We start from the raw sequence: 20,239 nt of genomic DNA, 5'->3' as shown, positions 1-20,239 counted from the left end.
AGGGCTTTTTTTATGATATAGCTGTAGTCATTTGAATCAGTAAGATAAGAGTATTATGTTTTAAACTTCGCTTTAAGGCAGTCACTTTAAAATCTTTCTTTCCATAACTATTCTTCTTCCCTTCACTCATTCTAATGTTTCAAAAAGGTACCACAAATTCATCCCTGAAATCCGTAAGTACAAAAAGATTCTTATTTATGCAGCTAAAAATCAGCTCAATCTGCCTGATTTGCGAGAGATCGTTTTTTTTAATAAAGAATAGTTTATTTAGCCTTCTATTCTCATTTTCTTATCAAAATTATTTTAAATTTGTTTAAGACTGATACTCATAACCATATGAAGGTTTTAAAATATGTACTAGGCGGAGCAGCCGTAGGTGTAGCTGCTGTTTATCTTTTGGGATACGATTATTTATTCAGTGGAATTTCCAAAACCTATCTCAAAGGAAAATCCAGTGCGTATATTGATGATGGAAACCTGTTTCCGGGCAACCTCATCGCTACGGAAGAACCGGAGCTATGGACAGAAGATGCTGAATACAACCATAAGGAACTGCCGCAAAATATGGTTGAAAATTTAAAACATTCCAAAACCGCTGCTTTTGTAGTCATCAAAAACAGGAAAATCCTTCATGAACAGTACTGGGATGGTTATAATCAGCTTTCTCATACCAACTCCTTCTCCATGGCAAAGGCGGTTACGGTCATGCTTTTGGGTAAGGCTCTTGAGGAAGGAATTATCGGAAATATTGATGAACAGCTTTCCGATTTTTATCCTGAATTTAAAGAAAAAGAATTCGGGAATAAGGTTACGCTTAAACATTTAGCTCAAATGGAAGCGGGGCTTGACTGGGACGAGGATTACAACAACCCCTTTCTTCCGAACGCCAAAGCCTACTATGGCAAAAACCTGCTAAAAACGGTATTTTCAAGACGATTTAAGGAAGAACCCGGTAACCGCTTTGAATACCAGAGCGGATCTACCCAGCTTCTTGGTTTTGCTTTAAAAAAAGCATTTAATCAGACACTGGCAAGCTATTTATCCGAAAAATTCTGGATCCCGATGGGAATGGAACAGAATGCGTCATGGAGTACGGACCATTACGGAATGGAGAAAACATACTGCTGCATCCACTCCAATGCGAGGGATTATGCAAAGCTGGGCCAATTATTTCTGGATGACGGAAAGGTAGGCGAAAAACAAATTCTTAATACAGATTTTATAGAGCAAATGAGAACCCCTACGGAAAAATCCAAAGAGATCTACGGAATGGGCCTCTGGATCAATTATGACAATCCTATCAAACATTATTATTTCCTCGGACTTCAGGGGCAGTATATCATTATGGTTCCCGAGCACAAAATGGTGATTGTAAGAACCGGAAGCTACAGCAATAATCCTAAAAATGACAGGGGAAGACCTGACCAGGTAAAATTCCTTGTGAATGAAACCGTACAATTATTTCAATAAAATTAAAGCGAAAAGGCTAAATCGCAAAAAGGTAAAAACTAAATTCTCCTTTTGAAAAAAGATAAAAACAATACTAAAGATAAAAACACTATGGAAAAACACCATATAAAAATTGATGAATACATAGAAAAATCTCCTGATTTTGCACAACCTGTTTTACATTATCTCAGGGAAATCATCCACGAAGTTTGTCCTGAAGTGGAAGAAGCCATCAAATGGAGCTATCCGCATTTTATGTATCATGGAAAAATCCTTTGTGCCATGGCTTCCTTCAAACAATATTGCAGCATGGGATTCTGGCTGCATCAGGAAATGAAAACATTAAAGGACCGGCAAACAACCGTTGAAGAAAGTTCTATGTTCAGCCTCGGCAAAATTACCCAGATAAAGGATCTTCCTTCCAAAGCCCAGCTGAAAAAAATGATTAAAGAAGCGATGGAACTTACGGACATGGGGGTTACGCTGAAAAAAACCGCACCTTCCACAACGGAAACCGAAGTCCCGGATTATTTCCAGACTGCTTTAAGTAAAAATAAAACAGCCCTGGACGTCTTTGAAAAAAAATCGCCGTCTTTCAGGAAAGAATACATCAGCTGGATCACGGATGCAAAAACGGAAGCTACCAGAAATAAAAGAATGGAACAAGCCCTGGAATGGATTTCTGAAGGCAAAGCCAGACACTGGAAGTACGAAAAAAAATAAAGGAGGATTAATGAAATCTGAAATTCGCTTCAGGAAGGGTGTTATTTTTTAAGAAAGTTTCGTATTCCGGGGAAAGCTGCGCACGTCCGAATGTGTTTTTTCCGCTCATGCTTCCCAGACGTACTTTATCTTTTCCGAACTTTTTATTCATGGCATCCATTGCTTTCATCACCGGAAGATGCTGGTTCTGGGTGTCTTCTTCAAAAAGGCTGATGAGCCTTTCGTTTTCGGGAACGAAATCATTCACGATAACACCTGCTTTTTTATAATGAAACCCTTCCCGGTAAATGGCATTAAAAAGATCATTTACCACCCTGCCGATCAAAATAGAGGAATTGGTAGGATTGGGAAGAATCTGTGTTATGGCATTCCGGTATTCGGGAAGATCTTTTCTGAAGCGGTTGGTCTGGACAAAAACAGTAACCATCCTGCAGCAGGTATTCTGCTTGCGAAGCTTTTCGGAACAATACATTCCGAAAGTTTCCACACGTTCCCTTACCTCTTCTTTCCGGGTCAGCATTTCCATAAAGCTCCGGGTAACCGCAATTGATTTTTTAGGTGAAGGCGTATCCAGTTCCAGCTGCCGGATTCCTTTCAGCTCATTGAGCATCCTTACGCCATGAATACCCATGATTTTACGGACCCACATCTCAGGCTTCTGAAGAAGATCCCAGGCTTTATAAACCCCGCTGTCATGCATTTTTGCCGCAAGCTTTCGTCCTATTCCCCACACATCCCCGATATTGAGCCATTTCAGGGCCTTCTCAATTTTTTCACGTGTATCAAGGATATAAACTCCGTTAAATTTTTCCGGATACTCTTTTACGATCCTGTTCGCCACTTTACAGAGTGTTTTGGTGGGAGCAATTCCTATGCTTACGGGGATATTTTCCTGAATCAGGATTTCATTTTTGATCTTTAAACAATACTCATGAATATCAACATATTTAAATCCGGAAAGATTCAGAAAAAGCTCATCAATGCTGTAAATTTCATATTCCAGGACGTATGACTTTGAAATATCGATGACGCGCTGGCTTTTGTAATTATAAAGTTCAAATTTCGCAGAAAAACTTTTCACATCATGCTGTTTGAAAAGGTCTTTGTATTTGAATGCAGGAGCTGCCATAGGAATACCGAGGTCTTTGGCTTCTTTGCTCCTGGAGACTACACAACCATCATTATTGGAGAGCACCACAACAGGTTTTCCTTCAAGGGACGGATCCAAAGTCCTCTCGCAGGAAACAAAAAAGTTGTTGCAGTCCACCAAAGCATACATGACAGAATAATGATGATTTTAATGCAAAATTACATTTAAAAAAACAATTATTCTCTTTTAAAATTAAAATTAACACCACATTTAACACACTGAATATGATATAGTTAATTTATTTTAAACACGTCACGTTTTGTCGCATTAACGGTATAACTTATCCGCCCTGAATTCAATGGTTTCAGATCATTTTTAACCGTTCTTCCTCAAGATCTATCTGATAGAGATGCTGACGGATCACTTCTTCATTGATGCTGATGTCTTTATTCAGTTCTGAAAGATATTGTCTCTGACTTTCCAGCATTTCAATAAAAATCATTTTATTTTTTCCGCTCATCCAGCCATCATCATTGGCTTTTGTTTTTTCTTCCCAGTGTTTCAGCATTCTTTCTATGCCCGCATGCCCCTGAAGTTCATTTTCGTGTTTGGTTTTAAGGAAATGATAAACATGCTGCCTCAGCTCATGTTTTATTTTCTGTCTGGTCTTTTCTTCCTCATCTTCATTCATAAAATCCTGAAATGCATGACCTTTATTAATGAAATAAGGCAACGTAAGCCCCTGAACCAGCAAAGTAAGCAGAATAACCACGAATGTGATAAAGAGTATTAAATTCCTGTAGGGAAAAGGCATTCCGTTTTCAAGCGTAATAGGAATAGCCAGTGCTGCCGCCAGAGACACCACACCCCGCATTCCGGTCCATCCAAGAAAAAGAGGCATCAGAAGACTTCTCCTTCTGGTGGATGCACGTGGAGCCACATTTGGTCTGAAGATCAGGGTAGCCATCATGGCAGCATAGGCACTGATGATTCGGGCCAATATGAGGACAAGGGTTACCCATACTCCGTATTTAATTGCCGTTCCCAGCGGAATTCCTTCGGCACGCAGTCCCCCTACAATTTCCGGAAGCTCCAGACCGATAAGCAGGAATACAATTCCATTCAGAATAAAAACAACACTTTCCCAGACACTAAGCCCTTTTATCCTGCTGGCACTATTCAGAAAAACCATACGCCTTGTGGACATAAATAAGCCTCCGCATACTACAGCAAGCACACCGGAGCAATGCATCTGTTCCGCCACCCAATACATAAGATAAGGTTCCACAAACGTAAGCGCAATATCAGAAGGAGCATCTGTAGGAAGGCGTTTATGGGCCTGAACAAAAACCCACCCCAGCAGCAGCCCGATTCCCGCTCCGCCAATGACCATCCACAGGAAACTCAGGGAGGCTTCCTGCCAAACAAACTGTCCTGTTCCTACCGCTATGAGCGCAAACCGGAAGATGATAAGAGATGAAGCGTCATTCAATAAACTTTCTCCTTCCAAAATGGCTGAAGTGGTTTTCGGGATCTTTACAAATTTCATGATGGCTCCCGTGCTCACAGCATCAGGCGGGGAAACAATTCCTCCCAATAAAAAGCCTAGTGCGATGGTAAATCCGGGAATAAAATAATTAGCAGCCACCGCCACGGAAAGTGCCGTAAAAAACACGACCAGAAATGCAAAGCTGCCGATAATACGCCACCATCTTTTCATCTCTTTAAAGGAAATGGCCCAGGACGCTTCAAAGAGGAGCGGCGGCAGAAATATAAAGAAAATGAGATCGGGATCTACTTTTACCACCGGCAGGCCGGGTACAAAACTTACCAGCAGCCCGAATACCACCAGCAGGATCGGGTATGCGATCTTCAGTTTGGTCGCCCACATATTCAGCAGAACGATAGCGGCAATCATCGCCAGGAAAAAAGGTAAATTGGTATGCATTGAAATATTGTGTTTTTTATCATGTGCCCATTCAGTTTTTTAATCTGAACAAGCATGTTTTTTACAAATATACAGTCAATTGGTATTTGTTGTATTAATTTTTATGATCCTAATTGAACTTAAATCAAAGAATTGTAAAAACTTGCCGTTCCATGGGCTTCAGTCTTTTATTCATTCAGGAAATTTAATTAAATACGTCAAGTTTCGTCGTTGCGTACCTATAATTTTGCAGTACACAACAAACATCATGGACAAAATAACACAACAAAGAATAGACAAGCTCCATCCTTCTGTGAGGGATGAAGTGAAACAAATAATCAAAGAATGTGATGAGGCCTTAACAGGAAGAGCAAAAGTAAGAATCACACAGGGACTGAGATCCTTTGAGGAACAGGAAAAACTCTATGCGATAGGAAGAATCACTTCAGGAAAAAAAGTAACCAATGCCAAAGCCGGACAGAGTATCCATAATTATGGACTTGCCGTTGACATCTGCCTGATGATTGACGGAAAAACAGCAAGCTGGGATACCGCAAAAGACTGGGACAATGATCAGGTAGCAGACTGGTATGAATGTGTAAAGATTTTCGCACGACACGGCTGGGACTGGGGCGGAAACTGGAAGACGTTCAAAGACCTTCCGCACTTTGAAAAAAAGAATATCCGGACCAAAAAAGGCCTGATTAAAACCGCCTGGCGAACGCTATCCAGGATGCCAAGAGATAAACAGAATTATATCCTATTTTAATTCCCTTTTATTTGAAAATAATTATAATACGACAAGTTCTGTCGCTTCCCCGGCCTACCTTTGTTTTATAAGAAAATGTTAGTTAACTGAGATCTCAACACTAAAACCAGCATCCGCTTTTACAGGCAGAAAGTTGGTTTTAGTTGTCTCAGGACCTTAAATTTTCTTTTAAAAACCAACAAACATCACATGAAAAAGACAACCATTCTTTCTTTGGACGGGGGCGGAATAAGGGGTATTATCACCTGCATTATTCTCCGCTACATAGAAGAGCAGCTTCAGTATCATGATAACCCGGGGGCCAAGCTCGGTGACTATTTTGATCTGGTAGCCGGAAGCAGCACAGGCGGACTGATTGCTTCTATTATTCTGTGTCCCGATGAACACCGGAAAGCGAAATATTCTATCCAGAAAGGATTAGAATTATACGCTGAAAAGGGAGGCGACATCTTTCAGGTTTCTTTCTGGGAAAAGCTGGTCAATCCGTTTGGCCTGCTTAATGAAAAAATTTCCCAGGAAGCCCTTGAAAAAAATTTGAATGACTTTTTTGGAACTTTAGAACTTAAAGAATTTATAAAACCATGCTTAATCACCAGCTATGACATTGAAAACAGAAGAGCCAAGCTCTTTAATTCCTGGGAAGCGAATCTGAGCACAGATAATTTTTATGTAAAAGACATCTGCAGGGCTACTTCGGCTGCACCTACGTATTTCACTCCTGTACAGATCAAATCCATGTACGGGCAGATCTTCAGCCTTATAGACGGCGGTATGTTTGCGAATAATCCGGCGCTATGTGCTTATGCAGAAGCCCGAAAGATCCCTTTTGCAGAAGTATTGAAAAATCATCAGAAAGCGAATCATCCGGGTGTGAATGATATGATCATGATCTCCATAGGAACCGGTATTGAGGCGAGACCTTATTCTTTCAGGAAACTGCAGAAATCGGGGAAAATCGGCTGGGTAAATCCCATCATTGATATCCTGATGTCTGCCAATGCAGAAACGGTGGATTACCAGCTCTGCCAGATGTTTCAGACGTTGGGGCAGCGGAATCAGAAAAACTATTACCGCCTGAATCCATCATTAAAAAATGCATCTCCTGCTATGGATAATGTAAGAAGATCAAACATCGAAAACCTGATCCAGGCAGGACTGAGCTATATTGATGATAACAGGGAAACCCTGAACCAGATTGTACAGAAACTGATCCGGAATAAAATATAAGCTTTTTACCTTATAAAGGACCCATATAAGTAAAAAAGCTAATATTAAAAAAAATCAAAAAGTTTTTCAAACACGTCAAGTTTTGTCGTCTTCTGCCACTACTTTTGGAGTATAAACAAAGACACAAAAATAACAATCATAAAAATTTTAAAAAGCCTTTGAATTCAACATTTATGAATGCTGGACAGCCAGAAATATGTTCACAAAACAACCTCAACCTTAAAACACATCCCATGGAAACCACCAATCACAATCCAGATATACTTTTCGATAAGGATCTCTATACCGTAGAATGGAGCGATATCGAAAATGCAGAGATGGACTATGAAAACTATCTCAATGACATTGAAAATTTCTTCAGGGAAGATTTCGAAAACGAACTTTCTGAAGAAGATATATACTAAGAAAATTTTAAATACGACGAGTTCTGACGCTGTCCGGAATTATCTTTGAAACACCAGATCAGGATACCCGACACCTCTCCATACATCATTCAAATACACCTTTGAATCCATCATTCACAAAATGCCGGACAGCCGGAACTATGTCTGAAAACTAACCTAAAACCTAAAAAACAATATCCAATGAATCACAACATGTAATGCACAGGTGGGCATGGGTTCGGCCCAATAAAAAACTAAACCAATTAACGTAAAAAGCTTTATATAAAGACTTTTCAAATCACAACCAATTAATTAACCCAAACAAAATCACATCTTTTTTATTATGAAAACAAAAGAAGAATTAAGGCTCAAGTTCGAGAACGGAGACAGGCCCAGACAGGAGAATTTCTGGGAATGGATGGACTCTTACTGGCACAAAGACGAGAAAATAGAGATGGCTAAAATTGCCGGTCTGGAAAACGGACTTCCCCGCTTCAATGACTTTTACGCTGAAATTGACGAAGAAGGAAATGCATCTCTGGCCCATTTACAGGTCCGAAGATTATTTATAAAGCCGGGAACATTACATATTCCGGATAGGTTTGCCAGCAATACAGGAATCTCGGAAGTGATCCTTGCCAACAGCGTGGTCAGTATCGGAGCTGATGCTTTCAGCAATAATGTATTAAAATCAGTAACAATCACTGAACAGGTTGCCACTGTTGGTGAACGGGCATTTATGGGCACTTATCTGACTTCATTAACGATCTTACCGGGAGTCAAAGAAATCAAGGATTCGGCCTTCGCCGATAATAAACTTACGTCATTATATGTGCCGCCGAGTGTTACTCTGATCCGTCCGAATGCATTCAATTTTAACCCGGGATTATCCTCTGTCATGCTGGACAAAGCCACTCAGTATTATGCTGATGCATTTGGAGCCAACACAAGGGTTATCGGCGGAACCTTAATCGCTGATATGTAACTCCAAAAACAACAACAATGAAAACAAAACAGGAAATAAAATTATACTTCGAAAACGGGGATATTCCTACTCAGGAACAATTCTGGGAGTGGCAGGATTCCTACTGGCATAAAGAGGAAAGCATTGCGCAGGATAACATCAGCGGACTGAAAGATGCTTTAAATACGAAGCTCAACAGGCCGCAGGCAGGAACCGGGTTCTATATCATTGCCCATAACGGCGATATCACCAATTATTCCAAGCTTAACCTGCAATCCTACAATATCCCTTACTGGGCCGGATCCAGCTTTTCAAGCAGCAACATTTATCACAGCAATGATAAAACAGGAATAGGAACGCAAATGCCTTCCGAAATGCTTGAAGTGGCAGGGAATATTAAAACATCGGGACTGATGGTCTCTAATCTTCCGGCAGCCAACCTCAGTTTCACCAGAAACCTGGTGGCAAAAGATGACGGAACCATCGGATGGGAAACAAAGTCAGGCTTCTCCGGATCTTATATTCCGTTAACAGGAACCGCCCCTGACAACCCTATTTCAGGAAATCTTGAATTGATGACGGAACTTCCGGAAGAAAACAATCTGATCTACAGGAATAACAGAGAAACCGGCGTAAGGAATGAAATCGGGTTTTTCCCTGAAGGAATGACGCTTTCATCCATCAATACGAATCAGAATATAGTCAGATCCAGAATTGAGTTTTCCAATGATGCCCTTTCTTTGTATGGTCCGTCTTCACAATTGTCTATGGACCAGTACAGGACTACTCTGGCTTATTATGCCGGCAGAGATATGAAGGCCATTATATTAGATTCCGATCAGGAAAGTCCTATTATGATCAGTCACAGGTCTTCAAGCAAACCAAGAGGCCTTTCAAGTGAGCAATACTTCGGTGATGGTGCGGAACCTAACGACTATATCCAGAAACAGTACGTCGACAAAAAAATGTCTTATTCCAGAGAAGAGGAAAAAACAGGAGGAACTTGGATCAATGGTAAACCGGTTTACAAACGAACCCTGTTTTTCGACGAAATTCCAAGGTCCGGAGAGATCGATCTGGAAAGGGAAATTCCGGAAATCGAGACCATCGTTTCCAACGAAATGTTTACCGAATGGTGGGCTTTAGATAACGCATTCGCAGGTAACCAATGGAGAAGCCAGATTTTCATCACGGTAGAAACCAGGCTCATCAAAATTGAATTCATCAAGGAACCTGATTACGATTATTCCAAAATCGACTCCTTTACCATCACCCTGGAATATACTAAAAGAACAGATTAACAACTCAACAACAACACAATTATTAAAATGGCAACAAACGACACAACCAACAATGCTTCACAGACTCTTTTCAGATTTGTAAGCCTTAGAAACCCACAATTAACAGAAACCAAAACCAAAAACTTAGGGTTCATTCACAGACCACAAAAAGGTTTGACCAGCTTTTTCGATTCTTATATCAATCCTTCAGATTCTGCACTGATAAAATTCCAGGCGATGGAACGTGCTTCAAAAACTTTCAGCCCTGCCGGTTTTGAGACCGAACTTAAAGTGGAGGAAGGAAGCTTTGGAGAAGCCCTGAAAATTGGTAGAAAGATTTCAAAACAGGAAGCTCTTTCACCGCTAGAGGAAAGCCTGGCAGTGAATGCGTACGAAATAACTTCTCCGGCACAGCTGGGTATTTTATGGGACAACCTGATGTATCAGACGGCTTCCCAGAACAATTTTTATGTAAAAGAAGCGGTAGCCCACATTCTGAAAGCGATTCATTTCGGATATGTATGCACACTTCAGCCTACCGATGAGCTTACCAAAATAAATGGAGCCGATCTGAAAGCAAAAGCCCTTGAAGCAAGAATAGTTCTTCCGATGAAATTTTTCGGAGACGGCTATGAAGGTGAGGGAACCCCTCCTGTCACTTCCTCCAAAGCGTTTACAGTAGCGGAATCTCCTATCGGAACTGACGCAATCAATGGCGGTCAATCAATTCTTTCCGTTCCTGCTAAAGAACAGCTGAAAGCCGAAGGAGAAAAAATCCTGGAGCTTACGAACCTTAATCTGGAAAAAGACGGCCTAAACAAGTTGAAATCTGAAATGGAAAAAGTTCAGAAAGTCTACCAGAAAGCAAGAAATAAGGCTTATGATCAGGCTTACAAGGAATATCTTGCAGCTAATCAGCCTGCACTGGAAAGATACAGAAATCAGCTGAGAGACGTTCAGGCTAAAATTACTGAAGAAATGACGGAAGAACAGATCAATGCTTTGTATGCAACGCTTGAAGAGCCTTCGATTCCTCCGTTTGTTTTTACTTATAAGGATGAGATCAATTTCGGGGATTTCACGGAAATGCTTTCACTGGACTCTTTAAAGATCTTCGTTGATAAATTTACCGCATTATCCAGCGGGCAAAAGCCTGAAGACGGTTTTGATTTCACCGCAATAAAGGTAGTATCAGACAGACAGCTTCAATTGGGTGAAGCTGTGGTTTCCATCACTGATGAATTCGATACTTATCCTGAAGTTTTTGAAAAAATTGATGAAGAACATGCGGAAAAATCCCAGGCACTTTACAACAAGACTCCGGCTCAGGAGCAGACATTTGCCAGCCTTGGAGGAATCCTTGTTCCTGTAGCCGATTCTTTCACGCAATATGCAGCAAAAGTAGCTCCAAGATCCTATTATTTAAAGGCAACTCCTCAGGGAAGTATCTTCTCCGGCAGCCCGGCTTATCTTACCTTCTATTACCAGGCGGAAAGTTCGGCATGGGGACTGGCTTCCGCTAAATTATCAATCATCTCGGATGTAGGTAATTTTGATGAAAGCTATAACAATATTGAAGTCGTAGATAATAAAGTGACCCTGGCTTCTGTAATGGTCGGCAAATTTGCCAAATACATCAGAAACATCCAGATTAAAATCTATTTCAACAACGGTAAAGAAGCTACGCTTGATCTTTCCGGAGTGGAACCGAATCAGGCTTATACTGACGTATTGTATGTAGAGGACATCAAAGACGAAACCGGAAATCCAGGTGGAGGAACCGAAAATCCTAAACCGGGAACCTTTATACCGAAACATTTCGGCGTTAAGAGACTGGGTATTGCAGATTATCTTAAAGTAGAGCAAAGTGTTCACGCTTACGTTCCGGGAGAAGTTTCCAATATTGAAAACGTAATGGCCAGCGAACTGCGTCACAAGTCTTCTGTAGCAAGGGATTATTCTGAAATCACGGATACCACTTCAGAATCCATAGAAACTGAAAAGATCTCTGATACTACGAAAGCGGACAGAAATGAAATACAGACGGAAATCGCCCAGGAGCTTAAAAAAGAACAGGCCATTACCGCCAATACCAAATTCACCTATGATACCAAAGTGTATAAATTTGAGATCGGAGGGAGCTATGCCAATAATACTTCCCAACAGGAAAGTACCAAGCAGGCGGTGAAAAAATCCCAGGAGATTACAGAACGTGCTATGGAACGTGTCCTTACGAAAATCAATAATGAACGTGTTCAGAAGATCATCAAGGAATATACGGAAACCAACGTTCACGAATTTGATAACAGAGGCCAGGCCAGCCAGGAAAATCCTCAGCATATTACCGGCGTATACAGATGGGTAGATAAGAAAATGAAAAACCAGATCTACAACTATGGTAAACGTACGATGTTCGAATTTATGATCCCTGAACCTGCAAGACTTCATACTCTGGCCACTGCCGTATCCAAAGCAGATACCTTAACTGCTCCTGCTGATCCGAGAAAGGCTGAAAAACCTTGGGGTATGGCAAGCGCTCAGGTGGCTACCAAAGATCAGATTGAATACTGGGCCAATATTTACAACGTGAAACTTACCGAGCTTCCAAAATCACCGATCAATCTGATCTTAGGAAAGCAATGGGAAAAAGTAAACGGAAACGAGGAATACAGACACAGAACCATCGATATTCCTGCGAACTACGAAGCCAGTAGCGTAAAAATGTTCTATGGCTTCGAAAGAAACAGAAGAGGAACAAGTACCCTTTATACCAGCAACTTTGCAGGAGGAATGGTTCCTTTCTCAACGGGAGGTACTTCTATTGACGAAACGGCTTATTTCACGCCTCAGAACGTTACGGGTTCTTATGATTTTACGTACAGATGTATCAATATTGACTCGGTGAATATTGCTTTTGAAATTACGTGCAAACTGTCCCAGGCATTTATGAAAACGTGGATCCAGGAGAACTTTACCAACATCATCAAAGCGTATGATGAAGCGTATGCGGTTTTCCTTGAAAAGCAGAAAGAACTTCAGGCTCAGGCAAAAGAAGAGGAAGCAGCCAACAAAGAAAAACTGGGGAACTTCTACCGTGAAATGGAATCTGTAATCCTGAAACACAACTGTATTGCCTATCTTCTTCAGGACTATCTGAATACTTTAGGTCAGTCATTTACTTCCGGAAGCCAGATGAGCGATTTTAAAGTGATCCTGAGTGAAGACCTTGAACAGTACACCGCCTTGGCAAAATTCATGGAACAGGCTTTTGAATGGAGCATTATGGACTACACCTTCTACCCGTACTATTGGGCAGACAGAAAGAAATGGCAGGAAATGTACCTTACCCAAAGTACAGATCCATTGTTCAGAAACTTCCTTCAGGCCGGTATGGCAAGAGTGATTGTAACCGTGAAACCAGGTTTCGAAGATGCTGTACAGTTCTTCATGAGTACAGGAAAAATCTGGAACGGCGGTGAAGTTCCTGTCATCGGAGATCCGTTGTACATGTCTATTGTAGATGAATTGAGAAAACCAACCGGTGAACCTCAGGGTAAATACTGGATCACAAGAATTCCTACTACGTTAACGATTCTTCAGGCTCAGTCTGTAGGTCTGGAAGTAGAACAGGCACTTCCTATCTTCAAGGAGGATGATCCGAAAAACTGTGAGAATCCGAAGGAGCTGGAAACGGTGAGTGCTTTCAAACTGATGGATAAATCCACACTTGTAGCCGGCACAGAGCCAACCACTCTACCAACCAATATTATCAATAAATAATTTTCATGAACGGCGGCGGAATTCCCGCCGCCGTTTTTTAACCCAAATCCAAAACTTTTAAAATGAAAAATATAGATATAAGGTATCCGGCGGATATTGGTGTTTCTGATATTGATGTATATAAAACAGGAGAAAAATCATTTTCTGCAACATCTCCAAAATTATTAATGTTCTTTAGATCTGAAGATCAAGCTATGGGCCTTCCCAAAGAAGATAAAAATTCCAACCGTACTCTAACTTATTTAACCAATACCATAAAAGATATCATAGAAGACAGAAAATATGACCAGTCATTTGGGTTTGATATCTTCAGGGAAAATCTGCTTGGTAACAACAGCAAAATTTACAAAATAAATGAAGACTCCAATGGAAATTATATTTTAAACGGAGACACGTATTCTGAATCAGATACGGGATTTACTCTGGAAAAATCCTACGATAAAACTTCATCTACTTTAGTACTGGTAGATGGGAACAGAACCTACCATATTAATGATGAGTTCAAATTGAAAAGAGGAAACAGCCCTTTAAGAGACTCCGCATATTATGCGCCAAATATTCTTATCAAACCTGGAAAGGAAGTTGTGATTTCTGTAAAATATTTTGACACAGACAACTCATCAACACTTGCACAAAACATTTCATTTAAATTATCAGATTCTAAAGGTATAGAATACATCACCCCAAACATCACTGTAGATAAAAACGAGCAAATTGTTCAATTTAAAATTAAAACAAAAACAAATGAAACAGTGGATGCAAAGTCAAGCATTATAGCTTCGGTTAAAGATGCGTCAGACAAAGACATCGAGATTGGGAGGCTTACCATACTGCCTAACAAACTTTATGAACCTAAATTAATTTTTGTGGATGTATTTTATAAAAAAAATACATTATCTACAACCAGCAACTATATTGGTTTAGCTTCTAACCTCAACAATAAAGGCTTTAATCAAGCTTCTGTAAATTTTATTCTGGGTAAAAACCAAATTATCAATGTATCGGATACTGATTTTCCATTAAAAGATCCTACCAATACTTTGGGACCCTATTTCCAGCAAAACTCCGGAACAAAAAATTATGAAACTACACAAGGTGATTCTTTGGGAAAAGCCCTAAAAATTGTAACTTCAAAGTTTCTTGAAAAAATGTCTAAAGAAATTCTTCAGGAAATAGAAAAAAATTTACAAAATTTTGATATCAATGACGGAACAACAACCAGAAAATTAATCCAGCCCGGTAAAACCTTACAAGACTGGTTTACTCAATATTCTCAATCTCCCAATGGCAGTACAGCCGCCACAAAATGGTATGACAGGTTAGTTGAAAATCTCTACAGTTATATTGATCGTATCCGTTTGGGCATCTATCCCATGTTCATGTGTAACAATATTGTTGCTACCAAAGATGATTTGGCCACTGGATTTAACAGAGATAAGGGATTAATAATTCCTTCAAATGCTCTTTCGGACATTATGACTTTAGTTCATGAGTTAGGGCACAATTTTGGACTCAGACATACTTTTGATAAGCCCAATCACGAGAAAGGGGATATAAAGATAAAACCCATGCAAACACTTGAGAACATTATGGATTATCTTTCGGATAATGCATCTCCACGTGCCAATCACTGCAAAAATTTTATTACTTATCAAATTGACACGATAAGAAGAAACTCAGAAAGGCTTAAATACAATGTAGATGATTTAAAATATGTGATCGAAAAAGAAACCGTTGCAGATCCTCCGCAAATGGTTATTAAAGACTTTTCCAATGATAAAAATTTAGAGACTTTTTCAAAAAATATCTGCCGCTATTTATTTGATTCATATCAGGGTATTTATAATCTTCAGGATGATACAAAATTACTAGCCTACAGAGAAAAAATTTTATTGCAAATTGTTGATGTTCTTAAGACTTATTTCAAAAATTTATAATAATACTATCATTGAAAAGGAGGAAGGAATTAAAAAACCTTTCCACAAAAAAATAAAACACGACACGTTTTGTCGCATTAAGCCTATATATTTGTCTTATAAAATTTTACCATGAAACGCAGCATGCTGCAGCATAAATTATAGACAAATGAAAAAAGACTTTTATCTGACAAGATATGCCTTAATTATCAAAAGATTAGAAAGTTCTCCGGCTACGTATTCCCAGCTGGAGGACTATCTTCTCAACTCTTTCGAATTTCAGGATGCAGGGATCAAGAGCTACTCTATCCGGACTTTGCAGAGGGATATCCGTGAGATTTCCGATCTTTTCAACCTTTCTATTCACAATAAAAAGAAGGGGGACAACAGGTATTATATTGAGAGCCGCCCCATCATGGAAGTGGATGAATACAACCAGAAATTACTGGAATCTTTCCAGGTGAGCAATGCACTGAACCTTCATCCGGATTTTTCAGATTTTATCTTTTTTGAAAGCCGGAAGCCCACCGGAATAGAAAACTTCTATGATCTTTTCTTCGCCATCCGCAATAAGCGTGTTGTCTCTTTTGAGCACTACAACTATAAAAATAAAATGATGACTTCGCGGAAAGTTCATCCCCTGGCATTAAAAGAATCCAAGGACAGATGGTATCTTATCGCTATTGACACGAAGGACAAAGTCTTAAAATCATTCGGGCTGGATAGGATCAATTATCTGGATGTAGCCAAAAACCAGTTCCGGGAGAAGTACAAATACAACTTCAGGGAGCATTTCAAAAATGCATTCGGGGTGATGAACCTTGCTGAGCAAAGACCACAGAATATTGTTATGAAATGCAGCAGGCATCAGGGGGAATACATCAGAAGTTTCCCACTTCACCAGTCCCAGAAAGAAACGAAGGAAACTCCGGAAGAGATTTATTTTGAGTTCTTTCTCCACCCTACCTACGATTTCATGCAGGAAATTTTGTCGTACGGAAAGGAAGTAACGGTATTGGAACCGAAAGGGTTAGTTGATGAGATCAGAGCCCATCTTCAGGAATCCCTGAACCGATATCTTGAAATCTGATTTTAAAATTAAAAGCTCATATTTTTTGATTATATTTACATAAATATACTCCTTTGAAAGCTTTATTCTTTTTTCTGTTCTGCTTTGTTTGCTCTTTTTGCTTTTCCCAGCAGAAGGAAGAATTCCGGCAGGTGAAAACGTATTACAACCAGCACCGGAATATGCTGAATACCGAGTTCAAAAAGAAATTTGACGCAGAGCCCAATCTGGTGAAGAAAACGATGATCAAAAACGATTTTCTTTTTTTCATGAAAAAGATGGACAGCATTGAAAATGTAGCCATGATAGGTGCGCTTTTAAAAGTAAGGAACCTCGAAGACCTTCAGTTTCTTAAAAAAAATGAAAATAATCCCACCCTTCTTCCCTTGAGTACTTCAATCCTTGAAAAACCTGCAGAGTATCCCGGGGGAATGAATGCATTGAGAAAAGAAGTTGCCGGTCTTTTTTATACAGGGGGAGTGTATACTGAAACAAAAACGGCCAGGGCCAATGTGGTATTTATGATAGAAAAAGACGGCAGCATCAGCAATGTACAGGCTGAAGGTGATAATTTTACGTTTAACAGACAGGCCGAAATTGCCATTTATTCTATCACGGATAAATTTTCCCCGGCCATAGCTAAAGGAGATGCCGTACGCTCCCGTTTTAGGCTTCCACTCACATTAAATATTGAAAATTAAGTGTTTACCGACGAATATTATATGAAAATGGCGCTGCAGGAAGCAGAATCCGCCCTGGAAAAAGATGAGGTACCCATTGGCTGTGTAGTGGTTTCCAATAACCGGATTATTGCGCGAGCCCACAATCTCACCGAAACACTGAATGATGTGACCGCCCATGCAGAAATGCAGGCCATCACTTCTGCCGCTAATTTCCTGGGCGGAAAATACCTGATCAACTGTACGCTTTATGTAACGGTGGAGCCTTGCGTAATGTGTTCAGGAGCTCTTTCCTGGTCGCAGATTTCTAAAGTTGTGATCGGGGCAAGAGATGAACAAAGGGGATTTATCAATAAACATCTTTCCCTGCATCCAAAAACAGAAGTGGTCACCGGTATTATGGAACATGAATGTTCGTCTATCGTCAAAGAATTCTTTAGAAACAAAAGATAAATAAGTATTTGCAGAAGGAAGCCCAAGGCTTGAAGAAGGAAGCTCCTGAGGTTCAGAAGATTCATTATTGCCGATTTTTTTTAGATTAACCAATTCAATAATGGCTGTAAAAAGTAATCGGTCCGATACTAACTTCCGGCATCCCTCCTCCAGCTTCCAGCATTTTAATCTTAACTTTCTGACCCAAACCTCAGGTCACCTACTTTGAGTTTTCTATTGTCATGTGAAAAAGAGCACGCAATGCATTCATCTTTTTCCAGTTCTGTTCTTTAGCCACTACCCTATTTTTTCCAAAGGTGAGCGTGAGAAGGCTGTCTTTTTTCTGATAAGAAAAGGGGACATTCATCTTTCTACCATTGTAATCTTCCAGAATCAGATGATTTTTTGCTTCCTGGCTGTAATGGAAATCTTTAGTTTTTTCATTTTGTTCCATCAGGATGATATAATAATTCCGGTGGAAGAAAATATATTGCAGATCTGAGCTTTCATCCACATTTTTAAAAGCTCCGTGAAGAGAAGGGCGCCCGGCAATATCATCATTATAATTTCCTGATTCAATGTATGGAAAAAGTATCGCAACGATTGAAAACCCAATAAAAGCTGTTTTTAAAAAGACCCATGCCGGGAAAATTTTCCCATGGATTTTAGGTTCTTCATCAAGCTGTATTTTCTGCTTTAAAACTAGAAACCTGTACAGCAGAATCCATTGATCTTTTAACCCAAAAGCAGCCATCAACAAAAGGATCAGGGAAAAGAATTTAACGGAAATATCAAACCCCAGGTTGATGAAAACAATATTTACCAGAATTCCTATGGAACACAATAACCCTAATGTTCTAGTTTTATGAAAAAGAATCATGAGCGCTGCGATCAGTTCAAATATCCCAATAGCTACGGAATACAGCCTTGATGTTCCCATGGTGCTCCAGAACAGGATATCCCGGTCCAGATTTCCGAAACGGGAGTAGAGGATATTGGGCTCGGGAAGATAAAACTGGGCTTTAAAAATTTTGTCAAGACCATATTTCATCAGAACTACAGCAATATATACCAGTACTATCTCTTTGGAATAGTGAAGGATTTCCGGAAGATGCTTTTTCCTGATCAGGGCTGTAATTAAAGCGGAAATAATTATTAAAATTATCATTAAAACAAGCATGGATAAACTATCCGAAGAAAAATCTATCCTTGTATGATCTGCTTTAAAAATATTATTCAGCACCCATTCTGTAAGATCTCCGTATATAAATGATGTCCATTCTTTTTGGAAGTTTCCTAAAAAATCCAGTGGAAAAAAGAGGATAAAGAGTACAAAGAAAACTCCGGCAGCCGTAAATACCCTACTTCTCATTGTTTCTTTTATTCCTTTTCCAGCTGTACAACCCTGAAACACCGGAAAGCATCAGAACACCGATCAAAAGTCCTCCCCTCGTCTTGTCGGATTTATCTTTCTTTGGCTTTTTTGTAGAAGGCCTGACCTCTTTATAGGATTTCTTTTTCTTGTTATACTTCACAACGATAACGCTATCCACGTTATTATCGAAATGATAATCTCTTTTCAGAATTGCTTTTACACTGTCTATATTCTTTTTTGAAAATAAAGCCCGTTTATGCACAACCTTTCTTTCCGGCTGTTTTTCCCGTTTTTCGTCGTCAAAAACAAGGTCACTTACTGAACTTGCCACCAGCACACCTTCCCCGTCATCAAGAATAATTAAAGAATCCAGTGTTGTTTTTTGGAAATACGGTTTGGGATCTCCTAAATTAGAAAGATTGGCGTCAAAAAGATTTTCAGAAACGGCTGTTTTAAAGTTTCCCGACTGTCCGCTATGACTTTTAAAAGCAATGATTTTGGTTTGTGAAAAAACAGATATGCTTAATATTAAGGCTAAAAAAATAGAGCTTGTTCTCATGGAATTAATTTTATTTAGAATCATTACCGGATCAGCTTACTAACTATTTCTTTCTGGATCTCTTCCAGCTGTAAAATCCTGAGGCTCCGGAAATAAATAATACACCGAGCAAAAGCCCTCCCCGTGTCTTTTCTGGTTTTTCGTTTTTTGGTTGTACCGTGGAAGGCTTGATCTCTTTATAGGACTTATTATCCTGATCATACTCCACAAAAATCACACTGTCCATATCATTGACAAAATTATAATCTCTTTTCAGTACTGTTTTTACACTGTCTATATTTTTTTTTGAAAAAAGCTTGTGATTGCGAACGGTTTCCCTTCCCGGCTTCCATTCTCTTTTTACTCCTTTATCAACGAATCTTTTGGCCGAGCTTGTGACCAGAATACTTTCTTCGTCATTTAGAATAATTACCGAATCCAGTTTGGCATCTTTAACAAATTTCTGCGGAACTACACCAAGGTTTGAAAAGTTCGCATCAAAAAGATCCTCAGAAACAGCCGTACTGAAGTTGTCAGCATGTCCGCTGTGGCTTTTAAAAGCAATAAGTTTGGTTTGTGAAAAAGCAGAAACGCAGATCAGCAAAAGTAGAAAAGAGTATGGATTTTTCATGGAAGT

17 protein-coding genes are annotated in these 20,239 nt (G+C 39.6%); 12 read left to right on the top strand and 5 right to left on the bottom strand.

The genetic code is table 11. The annotated features are described in order from the left end of the window. Positions 1-336 precede the first annotated feature (336 nt). Together B7E04_RS04585 and B7E04_RS04580 are read left to right on the top strand one after the other, a co-directional pair. Positions 337-1,470 carry a serine hydrolase domain-containing protein gene (locus tag B7E04_RS04585; RefSeq protein ID WP_080777575.1) on the top strand — a complete coding sequence of 378 codons (1,134 nt, stop codon included), beginning with the start codon at positions 337-339 and terminating at the stop codon, positions 1,468-1,470. Positions 1,471-1,521: 51 nt separating this feature from the next. Next, on the top strand, positions 1,522-2,172 hold the full coding sequence (locus B7E04_RS04580; protein WP_228439815.1) for a YdeI/OmpD-associated family protein: 651 nt from the start codon (positions 1,522-1,524) through the stop codon (positions 2,170-2,172). Between the two features lie 7 nt (positions 2,173-2,179). Here the strand turns inward: B7E04_RS04580 and B7E04_RS04575 are convergent, their stop codons facing one another. Further along, on the bottom strand, positions 2,180-3,451 hold the full coding sequence (locus B7E04_RS04575) for a Y-family DNA polymerase (RefSeq protein WP_080777574.1): 1,272 nt from the start codon (positions 3,449-3,451) through the stop codon (positions 2,180-2,182). 175 nt (positions 3,452-3,626) lie between these two features. Next, positions 3,627-5,210 carry a Na+/H+ antiporter gene (locus B7E04_RS04570; RefSeq protein ID WP_080777573.1) on the bottom strand — a complete coding sequence of 528 codons (1,584 nt, stop codon included), beginning with the start codon at positions 5,208-5,210 and terminating at the stop codon, positions 3,627-3,629. Positions 5,211-5,457: 247 nt separating this feature from the next. On the opposite strand from B7E04_RS04570, the gene B7E04_RS04565 reads away from it, so the two are divergent. The 10 genes from B7E04_RS04565 to B7E04_RS04520 all read left to right on the top strand — a co-directional run bounded on the left by B7E04_RS04565 (position 5,458) and on the right by B7E04_RS04520 (position 17,710). After that, positions 5,458-5,958, top strand: a complete 501-nt coding sequence (locus B7E04_RS04565; RefSeq protein ID WP_080777572.1) for a M15 family metallopeptidase — start codon at positions 5,458-5,460, stop codon at positions 5,956-5,958. A 189-nt stretch (positions 5,959-6,147) separates the two neighbouring features. Further along, entirely contained in the window at positions 6,148-7,185 is a 1,038-nt protein-coding gene (locus tag B7E04_RS04560) for a patatin-like phospholipase family protein (RefSeq protein ID WP_062651428.1), read from the top strand. A gap of 233 nt (positions 7,186-7,418) precedes the next feature. Continuing rightward, positions 7,419-7,589, top strand: coding sequence for a hypothetical protein (locus B7E04_RS22080; RefSeq protein WP_165439408.1), 171 nt, complete (start codon positions 7,419-7,421; stop codon positions 7,587-7,589). 322 nt (positions 7,590-7,911) lie between these two features. After that, positions 7,912-8,553, top strand: coding sequence for a leucine-rich repeat domain-containing protein (locus B7E04_RS04550; RefSeq protein ID WP_080777570.1), 642 nt, complete (start codon positions 7,912-7,914; stop codon positions 8,551-8,553). Positions 8,554-8,570: 17 nt separating this feature from the next. Further along, the gene (locus B7E04_RS04545; protein WP_080777569.1) at positions 8,571-9,833 is read left to right on the top strand and encodes a hypothetical protein; all 1,263 of its coding nucleotides are present in this window, start codon (positions 8,571-8,573) and stop codon (positions 9,831-9,833) included. 27 nt (positions 9,834-9,860) lie between these two features. Further along, entirely contained in the window at positions 9,861-13,592 is a 3,732-nt protein-coding gene (locus B7E04_RS21905; protein ID WP_139785337.1) for a FliH/SctL family protein, read from the top strand. A gap of 62 nt (positions 13,593-13,654) precedes the next feature. Continuing rightward, entirely contained in the window at positions 13,655-15,529 is a 1,875-nt protein-coding gene (locus B7E04_RS04535) for a hypothetical protein (RefSeq protein WP_080777568.1), read from the top strand. Between the two features lie 148 nt (positions 15,530-15,677). Continuing rightward, positions 15,678-16,598, top strand: coding sequence for a helix-turn-helix transcriptional regulator (locus tag B7E04_RS04530; protein ID WP_080777567.1), 921 nt, complete (start codon positions 15,678-15,680; stop codon positions 16,596-16,598). 53 nt (positions 16,599-16,651) lie between these two features. Beyond that, complete coding sequence (locus B7E04_RS04525; RefSeq protein ID WP_228439813.1) at positions 16,652-17,278, top strand: energy transducer TonB; 627 nt, start codon at positions 16,652-16,654, stop codon at positions 17,276-17,278. Next, positions 17,279-17,710, top strand: a complete 432-nt coding sequence (locus tag B7E04_RS04520; protein ID WP_080777566.1) for a nucleoside deaminase — start codon at positions 17,279-17,281, stop codon at positions 17,708-17,710. Positions 17,711-17,909: 199 nt separating this feature from the next. On the opposite strand, the gene B7E04_RS04515 is transcribed toward B7E04_RS04520, so the two are convergent. Genes B7E04_RS04515 through B7E04_RS04505 form a run of 3 tightly spaced genes read right to left on the bottom strand, consistent with a single transcriptional unit; the run spans position 17,910 to position 20,233 of the window. Continuing rightward, positions 17,910-19,061, bottom strand: coding sequence for a hypothetical protein (locus tag B7E04_RS04515; protein ID WP_080777565.1), 1,152 nt, complete (start codon positions 19,059-19,061; stop codon positions 17,910-17,912). Beyond that, positions 19,051-19,623, bottom strand: coding sequence for a hypothetical protein (locus B7E04_RS04510; protein WP_080777564.1), 573 nt, complete (start codon positions 19,621-19,623; stop codon positions 19,051-19,053). The genes B7E04_RS04515 and B7E04_RS04510 overlap by 11 nt, the downstream gene beginning before the upstream one ends. A 43-nt stretch (positions 19,624-19,666) precedes the next feature. Further along, a complete protein-coding gene (locus B7E04_RS04505; protein WP_139785336.1) occupies positions 19,667-20,233 on the bottom strand; it encodes a hypothetical protein in 567 nt (188 codons plus the stop codon). Positions 20,234-20,239 lie beyond the last annotated feature (6 nt).

It is taken from the genome of Chryseobacterium phocaeense (assembly GCF_900169075.1).
Lineage (GTDB): Bacteria > Bacteroidota > Bacteroidia > Flavobacteriales > Weeksellaceae > Chryseobacterium > Chryseobacterium phocaeense.
This window is presented reverse-complemented; position numbering and strand designations above follow the sequence as displayed.